Below are 16090 nucleotides of genomic sequence, written 5' to 3'. Positions count from 1 at the left end.
GACCTATTGGGAGTAGCTCGGACGGCCAAAATTAGGGAGGATTTGTGGAAAGGGATCGGGAGTAAGACGTCTTTACAACTGTACCCCAAATCTCAGTTCTTTTTGGTGCCGCCGAGATGAACGCGATCCTTCTTCCCGCGCTACTGCTTGCTTGCGCCGCAGACGACACTCCACCCGCACCAAAACTGCCGCTGGGCAAAGACACGACCTACGTCACCGGCCCCCTCGACAAGCACGGGTACATCGATTACGAGGCCGCTCTCAATGCCGAATTGAGTAAGGGAGTTACACCGGAAAAGAACGCCAACGCGCTGCTCGCCCTCGCCTTTGGTCCAGCACCCGAAGGTGGTGACGGTATTCCACTCGATTACTACCGGTGGCTCGATGTGCCCGTTCCACCGAAACAGGGCGATTACTTCGTCAACATCTACGCCTACGTCCACAACAAGCTCGGTATCTCTGGTGACCGACTGGAAGCGGTTTTTGATGCCCAAAGTCGCTTCTCGCAGCGCCCGTGGGCGTCGAAAGACTGCCCCCCGCTCGCCGAGTGGCTGGAAGCCAACCAAAAACCTCTGGCCCTCGCTATCGAAGGCCTGAAGCGACCGGAATACTTCAACCCGCTCGTGTCTCGCCGGAAAGAAGGCGATCCGAGTAACCTGATCGGCGCGCTACTCCATACCGTCCAGAAGTATCGCGAATTAGCGTCCGCACTCACGGCCCGCGCCATGCTCCGGTTGCAAGAAAAAAAGTTCGACGAGGCGTGGCAAGACCTGCTCGCGTGCCACCGCTTGGGCCGGTTCGTTACGCGCGGCGGCACGCTGATCGAATCACTCGTCGGTATCGCCATCGGTCAAATTGCCAGTAACGCAACGGTGACCTATCTGGAGCACGCCGACCTCACGTCCAAACAAGCTATGCAATGCCAAAAAGACCTACGCGACCTCCCGCGCGGCACGGCGTTGACCGACAAAATTGGCGTTAGCGAGCGCATGATGGGACTCGATGCGCTCCAGTTGATTCGTCGCGGGGGTGCGGGTGGGCTGGCAGGACTCGTGGGGAACGAGGCACCTCCTATCGCGGACGAAAAGAAGGCACTCGAAATGATGGACTGGACCGCGGTTATGCAAACGATGAACAAGTGGTACGATCGCCTCAGTGCGGCAACGAAAATCAAAGACCGCGCGGCGCGTGACAAAGAATTCAAGAAAATCGCAGAGGAGTATCAGGTAACCAAAAAGGATCTGGCAGACCCGGAGAAGATGAAGAAGCTCCTGAACGATAAGGACGGCGGAAAAGTGGTCGGGAAGGCACTGGGAGACGTTCTGATGGGCTTGCTCTCCCCAGCCCTTGAGAAGGTGCAATCGGCACACGACCGTTCGCGTCAGGTAGATACCAACCTCCAGATCGCGTTCGCACTGGCGGCCTACAACAAGGACAACGGTCGCTACCCAGCCAAGCTTGCCGATCTCGCACCCAAGTACCTCGCCAACGTGCCCGATGACGTCTTCATAGACAAGCCACTGACTTACAAACCAAGCGAGAAGGGCTACTTGTTCTATAGCGTCGGCGTCAACGGTAAGGACGATGGCGGCAGCGGTTACAGCGACGACCCGCCCGGTGACGACCTCCGGGTCAAGATGCCGCAGCCCGAGTTGAAGAAGAAATAGGCGATTACCGCAACTGATCGCCGAGAAACACAAATGAATCGGGCCGTTGAGTGCGTTTCACTCGACGGCCCGATTCATTGCGTATCATCAACGGACGACTACACTTCGGTCACACTAACTGGTTCGGGGGTCGCGATCGGAGCGGGGGTGACCGCCGTATTACCGGCCAAGAGCGAGTGCCGGTTGATCCCCTTCTCTTCCAGCTTCTTCAGCTTGGTGTGGAGTGTATCACGGCTGATGTTCAGCAGTTTGGCCGCGTGGCTCACGTTCCCGTTCGTCTGCTTCATGGCCCGGCAAATGGCCCACGTTTCGATTTCACTCATATCCAGGCTCGGCGGCAGGTCCGGAGCCGCAGCGCCGGAAGTCACCGCTGGGGCCGCAACCAGTTCGGTCGTGCCGGTGAGCGGGATCGCGTCCGCTTCGATTGTGTCACCCTCACTCATCACCGCGGCGCTCTCGATGGCCGCACGCAGTTGCCGCACGTTTCCGGGCCACGGGTAAGCCTGGAGCTTGCGCATCGCGGCTGCCGTGAGTTTGAACTTCCGCCGGCACTCGCTGGACACTTTCGCCAGGAAGAACGCGGCCAGTTCGGGGATGTCTTCCGGGTGCTCGCGCAGCGGAGGCACGCGGATCGGGATCACCTTCAGCCGGAACATCAAGTCCTGGCGGAACCGGCCGGCTTTCACTTCCTTTTCGAGATCGCGGTGCGTCGCGGCCACGATCCGCACGTCAGCCTTGATGTCGCCCGTCGCACCCACCGGACGGAACGCCTTACCCTCAATCACGCGGAGCAATTTCGCCTGGCATTCCAGCGAAAGTTCGCCCACTTCGTCGAGGAACAACGTCCCTTCGTCCGCTTGCTGGAACAGACCGGGGTGGTCACGGTCCGCGCCGCTGAACGCACCCTTCTTGTAACCAAACAGTTCCGCTTCGAGCAGTGTCGGTGCGATGGCCGCACAGTTCACCACAACGAGCGGCCCTTCGGCCCGGCGACTGTTGCGGTGTAGCGCCAACGCGACGAGCTCCTTCCCGGACCCGCTCTCGCCCTGCACGAGCACCGTAAACGGCTGCGGCGCTGCGCGCAAAATCTGCTGGCGTAAGTGGATAACAGCGTTACTGCCACCGATGATATCGTCAGCCGCGGGCGTGTGGGTACGCAGACGCGAGTTCTCAGCCTCCAAGGTGCGCCGGGTACGCAGGATTTCCAGCCCGTGAGCCAGGAACCCGGCGACGGCCTCAATGAACCGCACGTCGCGTTCCACGAACGCGCGCCCGGAGCGGTACACGTGCAACGTGGCGAACGGCTCGCCAGACGCCTTCAGCGGAATGCAAATTGCGTCTGCGAAAGAAGATAGTGAGTCGGTCGGCGGGTGCGCCGCGCTGAGGTCCGGAAACAGCCAGATCGTTTTGCCGTTCTTCTGGGCCTGTGCGGTGAGTCGGCGGCTGAGCGGGATGTCGATCGCGGCCGATTCGGGCATCACGATCTTGGGACCGGGGTCTTCCGGATCGAGGCTCAGGTACCCCGCGAGTTTCGCGGCGGTCTGGTTCAGAATCGAGCGCAGAGCAAACCCGATAAGATCGTGCGGCGTCTTGGTTTCGACCGCGCCGGTCATGAACTTGCACAGCGCGGTGAGTTCATCTACCCGGAGCTGTTTGGCGGTCTGGTCCGGCGGGAGGTCGTTCGGCAGGAGCCGGTCGAGCGGGAGTTCGTGGACCTTTGTCGCGTTGTGCGGCCCTTCGTTCACCGTCTTGATGTTCGGCATCGTGGCCGGCGCGTCTTTGACCGGCTTCGGCGGGCTCTTCGGCTCGAGAACGAATTTGAGCACCACTTCGCCGATCTTGACCCGCTGCCCGTCGCTCAATTCGACCGCGCCGTTCACCCGATGCCCATCCACGCGGGTGCCGTTCAGCCCGAAATCGCGAACGTGCCAGCGCCCGTCCTCGAAGTAGATCTTCGCGTGGGTCCGACTCGCCATCTCGTCGCGTAGCACGACGGTATTATCCCGGCTGCGGCCGAGTGTGACCGGCTGCCCGGACGGGGACAGATCGAGAGTCGGCGGTACGCATTCTCCACCTTCGAGAGTGAGGCGCGCGCGCATCGTGACTACGCTCCAGCAGAGGGCCGCCGTCGGACGACACCAGAATGGCGAGAAGACGGCTGCGACGGCCCCCAGAACAACCGTTCGCTACGGAAAACTTTAGCACGCATTTTGCTTTGCGGAAGCCCCGTCGTGGGGTTCCCGTATCCCGCCCGTAGAACTAAGGTGAACAACGAAGGCAAAATACGCACAATAAACCCGAGAACGCGCCCCGAACAAACACGAATCGCGGAACAGATTTCGGTTCCGCCCGCCGCGTTGAGAAACACATTCGCACGGACAAGAGAGCGCGATTCGTATTTGTGGCTCGCACACCAATTGAGGCTCGAAATGCAAAACCACATCGAAGGCGTCGCATACGTTTTGGGCGACAACATCGACACCGACCAGATCATCCCCGCCCAGTACCTGACGTACAATCCGTCGATCGCGGCGGAGTACAAAATGTTCGGGAAGTACGCCCTCAGTGGCGTTCCAGAGGCCGCTGCGGGGTTGCCCAAGGGCCACGTCCCGTTCCACCCGCCCACCGGCGACGGGTTCGTCTCGCCGTACAAGATCGTCATCGGCGGGAAGAACTTCGGCTGCGGCTCCAGCCGCGAGCACGCCCCGATCGCACTGGCCGCCGCGGGCGTGGTCGCGGTGGTCGCAGAATTCTACGCACGCATCTTCTACCGAAACAGTGTGAACGGCGGCTATTTGGTCCCGCTCGAAGCGAAAGAGCGGCTCATCGACCGCATCTGTACCGGTGATAAGCTCGTTATCGACATCGCCGCGGGCACGCTCAAGAACGAGACGAGCGGCGAAACGTTCTCGCTGCTCCCGCTGGGCGAAGTCGCCCCGATTCTCGAAGCCGGTGGCCTGTTCCCATACGCGAAGAAAGTGGGCATGCTGGCGAGCTGAACCTCGCAAATTGAATCGAGCCATCTGACTACAGACGCTCTCACAATTACCCGCGACTCGAATGGCGACCACGTTCGCGATTCGAGTCACGCCATTTCAAGCGACAATTTCTTGACTATTCAATCTTATTTATCCAACTGCGACAGTTGGCAAATTTGAGCCAAAAAATGTTAACACTGGCACTCGTTCCACCCAAAAATTACGAACTCTTGTGGTGCGGAACTCTTTATTTCCCCAGCTCATTCACGTCCGAGGCTAACAAATGCTAACCTCTCGGGGAGGGCCACCGCACACGATCGCGGAAAGCAATTGGTGAGTGAGTAACCGCGTACCCGTTGGCCCTCGCAAGTGCCCAAATACCCCGTCCACATCCTGATGGCAGCTACCCAGGAAGATAACATACGTACATTATACTTACAATGCCAAATCTGAAAGCGGCCAACGGATGCCGGCGCCCCGGGCCAACTGCCGGTGTCAGACGACCGACGTGGGTGAAGCGAGGTCGGGCGAAGAATCTTGGACAGGATTAACTGGATCAACACGATCCAGATCAGCGACACACCTCTCACTGCATACGGAAGTGATTTCGGCTGGCTCGGTCTCTGGCCGTCCATCTCGGCGGCGACACGGTCAGAAGCGGACGGGTAACGTCTCCAGACCGCGAACTCCGAAGCTGGGTCGCCACGTCAAGGCTTCGCTCGCGACCCCGAGCCGCAGATCGGGCAGTCGTCGCAACAGCGTCCCGAACGCGATCTCGCCTTCCAGCCGGGCCAGCGGTGCCCCCAAGCAATAGTGGACGCCGTGCCCGAACGCGAGGTGCTTGTTGTCCGGCCGGGTGATGTCGAGCGCGTCCGGGGACGGGAACCGGGCCGGATCGCGGTTGGCCGCGGTGATGATGACGAGCACCATCTCCCCCTTCGGGATGACCACGTCGCCCACGCTCACGTCCGCCGCCGCGTACCGAAGGGTGGACGTTTTCACCGGCGATGTGAACCGCAGCAGTTCCTCGACCGCGGACGGCATGAGCGTCGGATCAGCCCGCAGCTTGGCGAGTTGGTCGGGGTGCTGTAACAGCGCCAGTACCCCGCTGCCGATCAGGTTCGCGGTGGTTTCGTAGCCGGCCACAAGTAGTACGTATGCCATCCCCTGCAACTCGTCCTTGCTCAGTTTGTCCCCCGCCTCCTCCGCATGCACCAGCCCGGTGATTAGATCCTCCGCTGGTGCCCGTCGCCGCTCCTCGAACCGGCCCTCAAGGTACCGCGCCAGCCCCTCCAACGCCGCGACCGCCGCCGGGGTCGCGGGTTGCGGCGGGATCGCGGTGAGAATCACGTCGGACCACTCGCGGAACTGGTCACGGTCGGCCACCGGGACGCCGAGCATTTCGGCGATGACGGTAATCGGCAGCGGGAAGGCGTACTCGTCGATCACGTTCATCTCGCCGCGGCCGGCGACCGCGTCCAGAAGGGTGTCGGCGATCACTTGAACGCGCGGCCGCAGTTGCTCGACCATCCGCGGGGTGAACGCCTTCGACACCAGTCGCCGGAGCCGGGTGTGATCGGGCGCGTCGCGGATCTCAAGACCAGCACGGCCACGTTCACCCTGACCCGCGGGAAGACGTTCGATCTTCGCCAACACACGCACTTGTTCGTCGTCCCCAAGGATGCAGAAGTGAAGGTCGCGCCCACAAAGTAACGCGATTGCAACACGCCCCGATCCCGCCCATCCGCTGCGAGTTTCGATTCGTCGGATGGGCGTGGTCGTTTCTCCAAACCGAAAGGTGCGTTATGCGAAGCGGAATGTGTGCGGTGCTGATGTTGGTTGTGGGTGCAGCGTTCGCGGACGAGTCGGCGAAACCGGTGGCTCGGGCAATTGATCTCAAGGACGTGCGCGTGGTAGCCCAATCGGACGGCGGGAAACCAAAGCCAAGCGAGATCAAAAGCGCAAAGGAACTGGCGGACTCGCTCTTGTTCGCCGATGCCACCGGGCGGGACGCGATCAAAAAGCAGGTCGACTTCGAGAAGGAAAAGATCGTCGTGTTTGCGTGGAGCGGTTCGGGACAGGACAAACTTACCGCGGCGATGAGCAAGGACGGTAAGACCGCAGAATTCACCCTGAAGACCGGGTTGACCGATGATCTCCGACGGCACGCCCTCGTGTTCGCGGTACCGAAAGACGCAAAGGTCGAAGTGAAGGAATAAATCGCGACCAGCACAAACGCCCGCGGACCAGAAGCACGATGGCTTCTGGCCCGCGGGCGTTTGTTGCACTTCTTACTTCTTGAGATCCCACACCCGAACGGTGCCGTCGCGCCCGCCGGCCGCGAGCGTGGTGCCGTCCGGTGCGAACCGAACTACATGAAAAGGCCGCGACCCACGGTACGCGAATACTTCCTTACCCGTTTCGATTTCCCACACCTTTACGTACCCGTCGGACCCGGCACTTGCGATCCACTTCCCGCAGTTGCTGAAGGCCACCGACCAGGCGTCACCGTCGTGCCCCCTGATGGACTGGAGCTGTGTCCCGGTGGTCGCGTCCCAGATCCGGACGTACCCGTCCCAACCCGAACTGGCGAGCTTCGACCCGTCCGGGTTGTACGCGACCGAGTAGACCGCTCCCCGGTGTTCGGTCAGTTCCAGCGGCGACTTGATCGGCGCGTCGCGCGTCACCCCGACGTCCTTCACGTCCCACACGCGCACCTTACCGTCGGACCCGGCACTCGCGAGCCGCGACCCGTCCGGGTTGTATGTCAGCGAGTGGACCGTTCCGCGGTGGCGCAGTTCGACGAGCGGAACTTGCCCCGTCCAGTCCCAAATGCGGACCTTCGAGTTCCGGTTCCCGGTCGCGAGGTGCCGCCCGTCCGGGCTGAACACGGCCGTCTTGGTCGAAACCGATTCCGGGAACGACAGTTCAACGGATAGCGTTCGGAGGTTCCAGAACGTGACGGCCGAGTCGTCGGACGCGGTCATCAGGTACTTCCCGTCTGGAGATAAAGACGTCGACCAGATGTTCCCGCCGTTGCTCTCTTTCTGATCGAGTGTGTTCCGCACCGTGGACTTCTGCCAGTCCCAGATTTTGACCACGCCGGACTCGAGGCCCATCGCGAGCCGTTCATTGTCGAGGAACGTGAGGCCCCACACCGGTCCGCCGTTGCCGTTAAGCACGACGCGCGGTTCGGGTCCGGATTCCACCGGCATGACGGAAGCAACTGGCACTACGGGCGAGGGTGATTGCTCCGCGACAACGGGCGCTGACTTGCCCGAAAAGCCCCAGAGCAACCCGACGGCCAATCCACCGAGAATCGCCCCGCCTACCCACGGCTTGGCGCGGTAGCCGACCGACTTCCAGCAGATCGGTTGGCGCGCGGCACGGGTGGACGACGTCCGCGACCCGGCGCACACTTCTGCCGGCACGTCCAGCGGCGAGAGCAGGTGCATCTCCGCCAGCCCGGACGCGAACACCTCGGCCACTTCGGACGCGGTCTGGAACCGGTCGCCCGGCTCCTTTTGGAGCAGTTTGTCCACCGCGTCGGAGAGCCACTTGGGGATCGACCGGTTGATCCGCATCAGGGGCATCTGCGTTTCGTCGGACACGCGGCGGAGCACGGCCAGCGGCGTCTTCGCATCGAACGGCGCGGTGCCGGTCGCGGCCTCGTAGAGCACCGTGCCGAGCGAGAACAAGTCGGCGCGGGCGTCCACTTCGTCCCCGCGAGCCTGTTCTGGGGCCATGTACAGCGGCGACCCGGCCACGAAACCCGTGCGCGTGAGTTTCACGTCTTCCGCAGCCCGTGCGAGGCCGAAGTCAGTGAGTTTCACGCGATCGACCGGCGATTCCAGCAGCATGTTCGCCGGCTTGATGTCGCGGTGAATCAGCCCGCCGGCGTGTGCGGCGGCTAACCCAGCCGCAGCCTGCATTCCGAGCCGGGCGACTTCGCCCGCGGTCAACTTCCCGGCGCGCCGGATGCGCTGCTCCAGCGATTCGCCGTTCACGAGCTGCATCACGAGGTACGGCAACCCGGACGGCTCGTCCTCGTTGACCTGGTGAACCGCGACGAGGTTGTCGTGCGTCACGGCGGCGGCGGCCCGGGCCTCGCGGCAGAACCGCTGGCGTGCGACCTCGTTGTTCGCGAGTTGTGGGTCGATGACCTTGATCGCAACGTCACGGTCGAGGGACGGGTCGTAGGCGTGTAGTACGACGCCCATCCCCCCGCGCCCGACCACGCGGATCACGTCGAACTGCGCGAGCTTACCGAGCCGCCCCGATTTTTCGGGCGGTTGAAGGAAATCGAGGTCCAGTTCGTCCTGCGGAACGGGGGTGTTGCCCAGTCCATTGTCCGGGAATGCGGCCGTGCGCCGCAATTCGTCTTCCGCGTTCGCCAGGGCGCGCCAGTACGACGAATCGCTGGGCGGCGTGTCTTTCTCCGCTTCTCGCAGGTTGTCAGTAAGATCCGACCCGGACCCGGTGAGCGCGTCGAGGCGCTTCTGGCACGCGGGGCACGCACCGACGTGGTCGCACAGCGCCGACGCACGGGCATCGGTGCAGCGTCCGCGCATGAGCCGTTCCAGCTCATTTAGCGGCGGGCACTCGGTGGTAGTCGTGGTGTTGGTTGGCATATATAGCTTCCGGGCGAATCCGGCCGCGAGCCGGTGAGCCGGGCGAACACCGGCCGCGGGGCCGGCGTGTGATTGTACCGGGCTGACGAGGCGCGCTGAATCAGGCCGCGTCTTCTTCAACCATTATTTTTTGCACTTCATCGCGGAGCCGGGCGAGCACCCGGCTCTTGGCGACGTACACGGCCCCGGGACTCATCTTCAGTTCGGTCCCAACCTCGGCGGCCGATTTACCCTCCACGGCGGTCTGCCAGAACGCGGCCCAGGTGTTGGGCTGGAACTCGCCTCGAACGAGTTCCATCGCGCGGGCGCTGAGCCGGCGCTGGTACTCCTTTTCCCAGTCCGCGTCCGGCCCCTCTTCCTCGCGGGCCGGGGTCGCGTCGAGGCGCTCTTGTGCGTCCGCGTCGCCGGTCCCGCGGGGGCGGTTCCGCTGGCTGCTCAAAAAGTTATAAATCTTGTTCCGCGTGACCGTGTACAGCCACCCGCGAAAGGTGCCGCGCTTCGGGTCGTACTCCATGCGGTGGGCGTTGCGAGCGACGCTCCGCAGCACGTCCTGCATGAGATCGGCGGCGTCGGCGTCCTGGAGGCCGCGGTTGCGGGCGAACCGGTACACGACGGGGCCGTAGAGTTGCACGAACTCCCGCCAAGCATCGGCGTCGCGCCCGTCACGGAGACGGGTGAGCAGCGTGACGCGAGTGAGCGGTGGCTCGGCCATGCGTAGACTTCCCAACAATTGATACAGGTTCGCGGTTGGCGACTTACGCGCTCCTGGGGGCGGTTGTGCGCGGAAGAAATTACGGACCCGGTTGCTACTCATTTTACGACCCGCGTGCCCGGTTGCGACATCGGTCCCCGTCGAAGCCCCCTTTGCGAGGTATCGTTTCCTTCGATACCTCACGTCACAAAGGCGGAACTCCATGTTCCGGCTATTTCGTCGCGTGCGCCACAATTGCGCTTTTCGTTACCGGTACTAAGCGTTCGAGGGCAACATGGGCGACGTCACTACGAAGCTCACCAGCGTGATGTTCGGTCCAAAAGACGTTGCATCGTTCGACAGGTGCGTATGGGGGCTTCGGCTCTGTAGCTTCAAACGGATTGCGGGCGAAGCCGCGGACCTGGTGGAGAGGGTGGAGGTCAGGGATTTTACGCACGGGACCGATCGGGGAACAAAGAAAGAATTCATTCCGGGCGCGAAGGGCGAATTCCACGCGAACAGTACCACTCAAACCGTCTCGCTCGCGCCAAGGAAAATCAATTCCTGAGCGAGAGCGAACACTTCGATTTAGGGGCGTCGTCTTCAACTACTTTGTTGCATCGAAGTCGTAGCAATTGCACCTTAGCGTCCGTACTGGTGAACAAAAACTACAGACGCTCGCGACACGGTTGTTATTTTGTGCCCACCAGATATTCGACTTCGTGGCACTCCGCCAGCGTCGGCACATCCAGTTTGTCGAACAGGCGTTCCCAAACACGCTCCGGCACGCGCTTCGTGCGCCCGGTGTTGCGGGAACGGATGAGCGGGATCGGTGGCTCCAGGTACACCACACGAATCCGCGCCTTGTACGCGGCACTCAGGTCGATCACCTTCCCGCGCAGAATGCGTGACACGTTTGTCGCATTCCACACGAACGGCTCACCACGACGCAACAGCGCTTTGGCCCGATCATACGCCGCCGCGACAACAGCGCTCTGGTCGTCGCCCGGTTCGACATCGAGTTCGCGGCGAATATCGTCGAGCGAGATGATTTCGCGCCCGCCCGCACGTTCGCTCACCCAAGTGTCCTTTCCGCTCCCGGGTAAACCGCTGAGGACCGTCACTTCACACTTCGAGTCATCAAACAGGTGAAGTGTCGGGTGCTCACTCGGCGTGCGGAAGTAGTGGACCCGCGAGGCATTGTTGGCGAACGCACGCGGGCCGCTCCACGATTCGCACTCATCACAGAAGTCGCGGAACAGCTCGATCCGCGTCATCGTGTCGTCGGGCTTCTTCACAATGCGCCCGCGGTGGTCAGCTTCTGCAAGAATCGTGAGCAGATCCATCCGCGTCGTCAGACTCGTAAGGATCACCGCGCGCTGCGGATCGGGTTTGTCGAGATAGTTCCCGGGCAATCCGTGCCAGCGCACGAGCGCGAGAATTTGCTCGCGGATCTCGAACGGTGTGCCGTGTGGCGCAAACGCTTCATCGTCCGTAAGGATTCGGCGCGCCTTGTACACGCCCTTCACCGCGTGCCCGGGTGAGCGCACGCGACCGTCCTCTTCGATGCGTGTGCATTCCGGCTTCGAGATGTCGTGTAGCAGCGTCGCGGCGAAGACGATGTGGCGGTCCTGCTCCGGCAGTGCGCGAAATGCCGGCAGCGCGGCGAGTTCCGTGAGCACCATGCCCAAGTGCGTAAGAACGTCGCCTTCCGCGTGGAAGATCGGGTCTTGTGGGCATTCACCGAGCGGTTCGAGCCACGGGTACAGTTCGCGCAGCGCCGCTACGTCCACCGTCCAATTGGGTGGCTCCGGGCAACCGGGAATTTGCCACACCTCAGCCATGACAGAACCTCGCTCGAACTCACCGGGAAGATGAGTAGAGCCCCCGCGCGGCGCGAAGGTTCGCTCTCTTCGGGAAAAACAAGCCGAGTGCGATGGAAGCTCAGACGGTAGGCGCGACCGGCCCTACAACAGCCACGTGATCGACATTCGGAACCTATCCATTCGACAGGGCACGTTCGTGCTGACGGACGTGACGCTCACGGTCCCACAAAGTCAGTACGCGGTACTGATGGGCAAGAGCGGGGGCGGTAAAACCACGATCCTCGAATCGATCGCGGGTCTACGAAAGACGCAAGCCGGCACGATTGTCCTCGCGAATCGCGAAGTAACACATCTGCGCCCGGCCGCGCGACACGTCGGTTACGTTCCCCAAGACGGTGTGCTCTTTTCGACGATGACGGTGCGCGACAACATCGGGTTCGCACTCGCGGTCCGCGGAAACGTTTCGGCCGACATCGCGAAGCGAGTGAGCGAACTCGCAGAGTGGCTCGAAGTCGCGCACCTACTCGACCGTTCTCCATACTTCCTGAGCGGCGGCGAAAAGCAGCGCGTGGCACTCGGGCGGGCACTCGCGAGTCGACCGCCGGTGCTGCTACTCGATGAACCGCTCGCGGCCCTCGACGACGACACCCGCGACCACCTCGTTTCGGTGCTGGCTCGCGTGCGAGACACGCGCGAAGTGACGGTGCTCCACGTCACGCACAACCGCACAGAAGCCGAGCGCCTTGCGGACGTGGTGTTTCACTTAAAGGATGGGGCCGTGAAGTGAGGGGCAACCCGTTCTTGGCGAACGGCCGGCATGAGCCGGCCGGTGAAAACAGCAAAACATCATTGGCTCATGAGGCGGTAGAGGTGGAGGTTTAGCAGAGGATGCTGTCGGGCAACGAGTTGCGACCAGCCTCCACCTCTACCGCCTTATGAGCCGAGATCTTTGGTGGGGATCTCCTTCACCATCGATTTCTCTTCGGCCGCCAGAAACAGTGCCGCCAGAAACAGTGCCGCCAGAATCGCACTTCGCATGGTTCGTACCTTAACAAGAGGGGGCGCGCGAGCGATCGCCCGCACCCCAAGAAGACGTGATAGGGCCGCGATCGGATTGCTATTTTTGCCGGTCCGCGACGGCTTGTTTGGCTTCGCTGTCGTAGTCGCCCATGACCCGGGTCATCACGCTATCGGGCAACCAGCGGCTCAGTTTGATGAGGAAGTGCAGCCCACGAGGGAAGTTGTACACCTTCTTGCCAGCCCGAATTGCCTGGATCATCTTTCGCGCCGCGTAGTCGGCTTCCATTAATTGCGGCATGTGGAACTTGTTCGTCGCGGTCATCGGGGTCTTGATGAAGCCCGGGCAGATAGTCGTGGTCCGCACGCCGGTGCCGCGCAGGTGCATCCGCAGCCCGTCCATGTAGATGTTCACGGCGGCTTTGCTCGCGCAGTACGCGGACTCGGCCGGCAGCCCGCGGTACGAGGCCAAGCTGGACACCGCGACGAGGTGCCCGCTCTTGCGCGCCAGCATTTCTGGGAGCGCTGCGGAGAGCGTGTAGATCACGCCCATCAGGTTGATGCGAAACGTATCCTCTACGTCGCCCATGTTCACCGGGTCGAGGAGCGTCGGGCGCCCGACGCCCGCGTTCGCGACGACGAGGTCGATGGGACCGAGTTCCGCGCGCACGCGGGCGAACGCCGCTTCGATCTGTTCGCGCTGGCCCACGTCTGCGGGCACTGCCAGCGCGCGTCCTTTCGCGGCGGTGATTTGCGATACGAGTTCGTTCAGCGGTTCCACTCGACGGGCGACGACACCGACCGCGGCCCCTTCTCCCGCGAGTTGCTTCGCCAGTTCCCAACCGATACCGCTCGACGCTCCGGTTACGAGCGCCACCTTCCCTGCGAATGCTCCCGCCATCGCGGTTCCCTCGACACGTGGTTTGTTGCGGGAAGTTTATGGATCGCGCGGAATAAAATGGGGTCGCCAGAAAAATGTGCAAGGCACGGGCGAATTGGGCGTTCAAGTTGCAAGGGGAGCGGCAAATTAAAGCAACTTTGCGGTCCCAGCGTTCGATTATTCAGGTGTGAGCCGCTGCAATTTAGGAAGTGCCTGACGCAGCGGCAACCCCTAGTTCGGAAAAAGTATTGTATAATTCTGGTGACTTGCTTATAGGCAGGTCACTACGCCGCGAAAGCCACAGCCGACCCGCCCGCGTCACACCAGGCGCGAAGTATTGGGGACGCATTTCGCGGTGAGTAGCCGGATCGCCGAGGCCCCGGGCCGACTTGCCGCGCCGTGAATAACGGAGCGGACCCTTTCCACGTCGGCCGCCAGCACCTCCCCGACCCGACACTCTCAGGTGTCGTTACACGGGTTCCTTTCACCTAACCGCACACGCGGCAACGCCCTCCGTGCGCGCGTTCCAACTAAGACGGTGCGCCTATGTCCCCTTCTGACCTGGTTCTGGCCGCAATATTACTCGCCGCTCCGGTCGGCACGCCCGAGCAAGTGCCGGCACCGGAGCGGTGGCCCGCGGTCCGCGAAGCGATCCACAAGACCGCCGTCCGCTGGGAAATCATGGACCCGCGCGAGGAACGGTACCTGTTGGCCGCTCGTGAGGACTTCGAGACGGACCTGAACCTGTTGCGGAAGCGGTACGTGGAACTGAACGACGCACCGAAACTCATGGACTGCCAGCGCCTGCCGGACCGCCGCACCGTGAACGAGTTAATCAAGTTCAACCGCGCGTTCCGCAAGAACCTCGAAGAGCGCGAGGTGTGGGAGTTGGACCGCACCGACCTGTTCACGCAGACGATTCAAGAGACCGATCGGCTTTACCAGTACTGGGACGCGATCCGCGACGCGCAGTGCGACTTCTACTACGTGACGGTGCGCCGGGCCGCACTGAAGAAGCTTCGCGAGTTCATCGGCGAGGAGGCGTTCCTGGCCGGCGTGATGCCGCCCTACGTTCCCGAATGGCGGTTCGCGTTCGCCCCGTAAGCAAAAATTAACAGAACCGATCGATTAAGAATACGCAGACACTTGCGATACTGATTCCGGTTCGCGCTTCATGAGCGGGCCGCGATCGCAAGGGAGTGGGGGCGCGACGGCTCCTGGCGTCGCGGCCTATTGGAGCCGCTGGCCCTCGCTCTCTTGCGGTCGCTGTTCGTTTGCGATTGCCGTATGGAACCGACACTGGCCCGGTGGAACGACGGCGGCTTTGAGCCGCGCGGTCGCTTCACCGGGTCGGTCCGTTTTCACTTGTGATGGGGCTTGCGATGTCCGTTGCGGACCTCCTAATGAAGCGGTCAGCTTTGCCGACCGAGTAATCATTACCGGTAAGAGTTGCAACGCGACCGCGAGAAATTGCAAGTGCGCTAAAGATGACCGAACCGCGTTCGTAAATGGTCTTGCAGTGTAGTTGGCTGTTTGTCCTTATTGGGTAATAGTTTGCGCGAAATTGATTGTGGTGGCGTCTGATTTGGCACGGGTCGTGCTTTCGTTTATTTCGTCGAAAACGGTTCTCCCCCAGAACCGCGACACGAGGCCGAGTGGTCCCCCAAATATACCGCCGCCTCTGCATTCGGTTTGCCTCCATCCCCCCGAGTCAGCCTCCCGGTTCCCCCAACCGGGAGGCTTGCTCGTTTTTACACGCCGTCGCGCGCCGCACGTTCGCGATCGGACACGGAACACCGACCTTTCGCGTTTGGTAGACTCCGTATAATCACGACAGTGTACCCGTTACCTCCGCGAGCGCACCTATGAGTGCCCCCGTCTACGTGCTGCCGCCACTGTTGACCGGCCCGGCGCAGACGGCTCCCGCGTCGACCGACGTTGTCGACCTGTTGCGCCAACTGGTCGCTCTGCAACAGGAACAGGTAACGCTGCTCAAAGCTCAGAGTGCCGCCCACGACCCTTTGAGCCGCTGGCGCGCGCTTCTCGCCCGATGGACCGGAGAGTTCCCCGGCATCGGCGGCACGTGCAAGCAGGTACTCCCGGCGATCGAACGCGCGTACCTGGGACTCGTTCGCGAAGTAACTGACAAACTCACCGAGGACGCAGAGGTGCTGACCGACGAATTCGTACTCGCCGAATTCCTCGATCGCTACGGCACGAAGCTGGCCCAAATGGGCAACATTGTGAACCAGCTCACGCCGCTCGCCGATGCCTCCTCGACGGAGAACGGGTGACCGAACCGGGATCGAACGGGTGAGGCGGCGGCGCTGGTAACAGTGCGCCCCGTTTTTTCTTACCCTTCGGTCGCGCCGCGGTTTACTCTGGCTCCATCCTTCCGGA

14 protein-coding genes are annotated in these 16090 nt (G+C 62.1%); 8 read left to right on the top strand and 6 right to left on the bottom strand.

All coding sequences use genetic code 11. The features are described from left to right. Window positions 1-116 precede the first annotated feature (116 nt). The gene (locus VT84_RS37545; RefSeq protein WP_082843156.1) at window positions 117-1667 is read left to right on the top strand and encodes a type II secretion system protein; all 1551 of its coding nucleotides are present in this window, start codon (window positions 117-119) and stop codon (window positions 1665-1667) included. Between the two features lie 98 nt (window positions 1668-1765). On the opposite strand, the gene VT84_RS37540 is transcribed toward VT84_RS37545, so the two are convergent. After that, window positions 1766-3766 (bottom strand): sigma-54-dependent Fis family transcriptional regulator, encoded by a 2001-nt coding sequence (locus VT84_RS37540; protein WP_052549477.1) that lies wholly within the window; start codon window positions 3764-3766, stop codon window positions 1766-1768. Window positions 3767-4096: 330 nt separating this feature from the next. Between VT84_RS37540 and VT84_RS37535 the strand changes: the two genes are divergently transcribed. Continuing rightward, window positions 4097-4666, top strand: a complete 570-nt coding sequence (locus VT84_RS37535; protein ID WP_052549478.1) for a 3-isopropylmalate dehydratase — start codon at window positions 4097-4099, stop codon at window positions 4664-4666. Window positions 4667-5296: 630 nt separating this feature from the next. On the opposite strand, the gene VT84_RS37530 is transcribed toward VT84_RS37535, so the two are convergent. Beyond that, window positions 5297-6199, bottom strand: a complete 903-nt coding sequence (locus VT84_RS37530) for a cytochrome P450 family protein (protein ID WP_052549480.1) — start codon at window positions 6197-6199, stop codon at window positions 5297-5299. Window positions 6200-6217: 18 nt separating this feature from the next. Between VT84_RS37530 and VT84_RS41585 the strand changes: the two genes are divergently transcribed. Together VT84_RS41585 and VT84_RS37525 are read left to right on the top strand one after the other, a co-directional pair. Next, on the top strand, window positions 6218-6358 hold the full coding sequence (locus VT84_RS41585) for a hypothetical protein (RefSeq protein WP_239465606.1): 141 nt from the start codon (window positions 6218-6220) through the stop codon (window positions 6356-6358). 92 nt (window positions 6359-6450) lie between these two features. Next, window positions 6451-6864: a hypothetical protein gene (locus VT84_RS37525; protein ID WP_052549482.1), complete on the top strand. Its 414-nt coding sequence runs from the start codon at window positions 6451-6453 to the stop codon at window positions 6862-6864. A gap of 72 nt (window positions 6865-6936) precedes the next feature. Here VT84_RS37525 and VT84_RS37520 read toward each other — a convergent pair whose 3' ends face one another. Further along, window positions 6937-9276 (bottom strand): WD40 repeat domain-containing serine/threonine protein kinase, encoded by a 2340-nt coding sequence (locus VT84_RS37520; protein WP_082843154.1) that lies wholly within the window; start codon window positions 9274-9276, stop codon window positions 6937-6939. A 100-nt stretch (window positions 9277-9376) separates the two neighbouring features. Further along, complete coding sequence (locus VT84_RS37515) at window positions 9377-9988, bottom strand: RNA polymerase sigma factor (protein WP_052549485.1); 612 nt, start codon at window positions 9986-9988, stop codon at window positions 9377-9379. Between the two features lie 274 nt (window positions 9989-10262). On the opposite strand from VT84_RS37515, the gene VT84_RS37510 reads away from it, so the two are divergent. After that, the gene (locus VT84_RS37510; protein ID WP_052549486.1) at window positions 10263-10535 is read left to right on the top strand and encodes a hypothetical protein; all 273 of its coding nucleotides are present in this window, start codon (window positions 10263-10265) and stop codon (window positions 10533-10535) included. Between the two features lie 124 nt (window positions 10536-10659). Here the strand turns inward: VT84_RS37510 and VT84_RS37505 are convergent, their stop codons facing one another. Beyond that, window positions 10660-11811, bottom strand: coding sequence for an AAA family ATPase (locus VT84_RS37505; protein ID WP_082843153.1), 1152 nt, complete (start codon window positions 11809-11811; stop codon window positions 10660-10662). 136 nt (window positions 11812-11947) lie between these two features. Between VT84_RS37505 and VT84_RS37500 the strand changes: the two genes are divergently transcribed. Then, entirely contained in the window at window positions 11948-12580 is a 633-nt protein-coding gene (locus VT84_RS37500; protein WP_082843152.1) for an ATP-binding cassette domain-containing protein, read from the top strand. Window positions 12581-12910: 330 nt separating this feature from the next. Here VT84_RS37500 and VT84_RS37495 read toward each other — a convergent pair whose 3' ends face one another. Next, window positions 12911-13711, bottom strand: a complete 801-nt coding sequence (locus tag VT84_RS37495; protein ID WP_082843151.1) for an SDR family NAD(P)-dependent oxidoreductase — start codon at window positions 13709-13711, stop codon at window positions 12911-12913. A gap of 525 nt (window positions 13712-14236) precedes the next feature. Between VT84_RS37495 and VT84_RS37490 the strand changes: the two genes are divergently transcribed. Together VT84_RS37490 and VT84_RS37485 are read left to right on the top strand one after the other, a co-directional pair. After that, window positions 14237-14794, top strand: coding sequence for a hypothetical protein (locus tag VT84_RS37490; protein WP_052549495.1), 558 nt, complete (start codon window positions 14237-14239; stop codon window positions 14792-14794). A 761-nt stretch (window positions 14795-15555) separates the two neighbouring features. Beyond that, window positions 15556-15984: a hypothetical protein gene (locus tag VT84_RS37485; RefSeq protein WP_082843150.1), complete on the top strand. Its 429-nt coding sequence runs from the start codon at window positions 15556-15558 to the stop codon at window positions 15982-15984. The last annotated feature ends 106 nt before the right edge of the window (window positions 15985-16090 follow it).

It is taken from the genome of Gemmata sp. SH-PL17, from assembly GCF_001610855.1.
GTDB lineage: Bacteria > Planctomycetota > Planctomycetia > Gemmatales > Gemmataceae > Gemmata > Gemmata massiliana.
This window is presented reverse-complemented; position numbering and strand designations above follow the sequence as displayed.

Bases quoted from the DNA above. Each gene is read 5' to 3' on its own strand.
- VT84_RS37545 (WP_082843156.1), top strand. From the start codon at position 117: ATGAACGCGATCCTTCTTCCCGCGCTACTGCTTGCTTGCGCCGCAGAC.
- VT84_RS37540 (WP_052549477.1), bottom strand. From the start codon at position 3,766: ATGCGCGCGCGCCTCACTCTCGAAGGTGGAGAATGCGTACCGCCGACT.
- VT84_RS37535 (WP_052549478.1), top strand. From the start codon at position 4,097: ATGCAAAACCACATCGAAGGCGTCGCATACGTTTTGGGCGACAACATC.
- VT84_RS37525 (WP_052549482.1), top strand. From the start codon at position 6,451: ATGCGAAGCGGAATGTGTGCGGTGCTGATGTTGGTTGTGGGTGCAGCG.
- VT84_RS37520 (WP_082843154.1), bottom strand. From the start codon at position 9,276: ATGCCAACCAACACCACGACTACCACCGAGTGCCCGCCGCTAAATGAG.
- VT84_RS37515 (WP_052549485.1), bottom strand. From the start codon at position 9,988: ATGGCCGAGCCACCGCTCACTCGCGTCACGCTGCTCACCCGTCTCCGT.
- VT84_RS37510 (WP_052549486.1), top strand. From the start codon at position 10,263: ATGGGCGACGTCACTACGAAGCTCACCAGCGTGATGTTCGGTCCAAAA.
- VT84_RS37505 (WP_082843153.1), bottom strand. From the start codon at position 11,811: ATGGCTGAGGTGTGGCAAATTCCCGGTTGCCCGGAGCCACCCAATTGG.
- VT84_RS37495 (WP_082843151.1), bottom strand. From the start codon at position 13,711: ATGGCGGGAGCATTCGCAGGGAAGGTGGCGCTCGTAACCGGAGCGTCG.
- VT84_RS37490 (WP_052549495.1), top strand. From the start codon at position 14,237: ATGTCCCCTTCTGACCTGGTTCTGGCCGCAATATTACTCGCCGCTCCG.
- VT84_RS37485 (WP_082843150.1), top strand. From the start codon at position 15,556: ATGAGTGCCCCCGTCTACGTGCTGCCGCCACTGTTGACCGGCCCGGCG.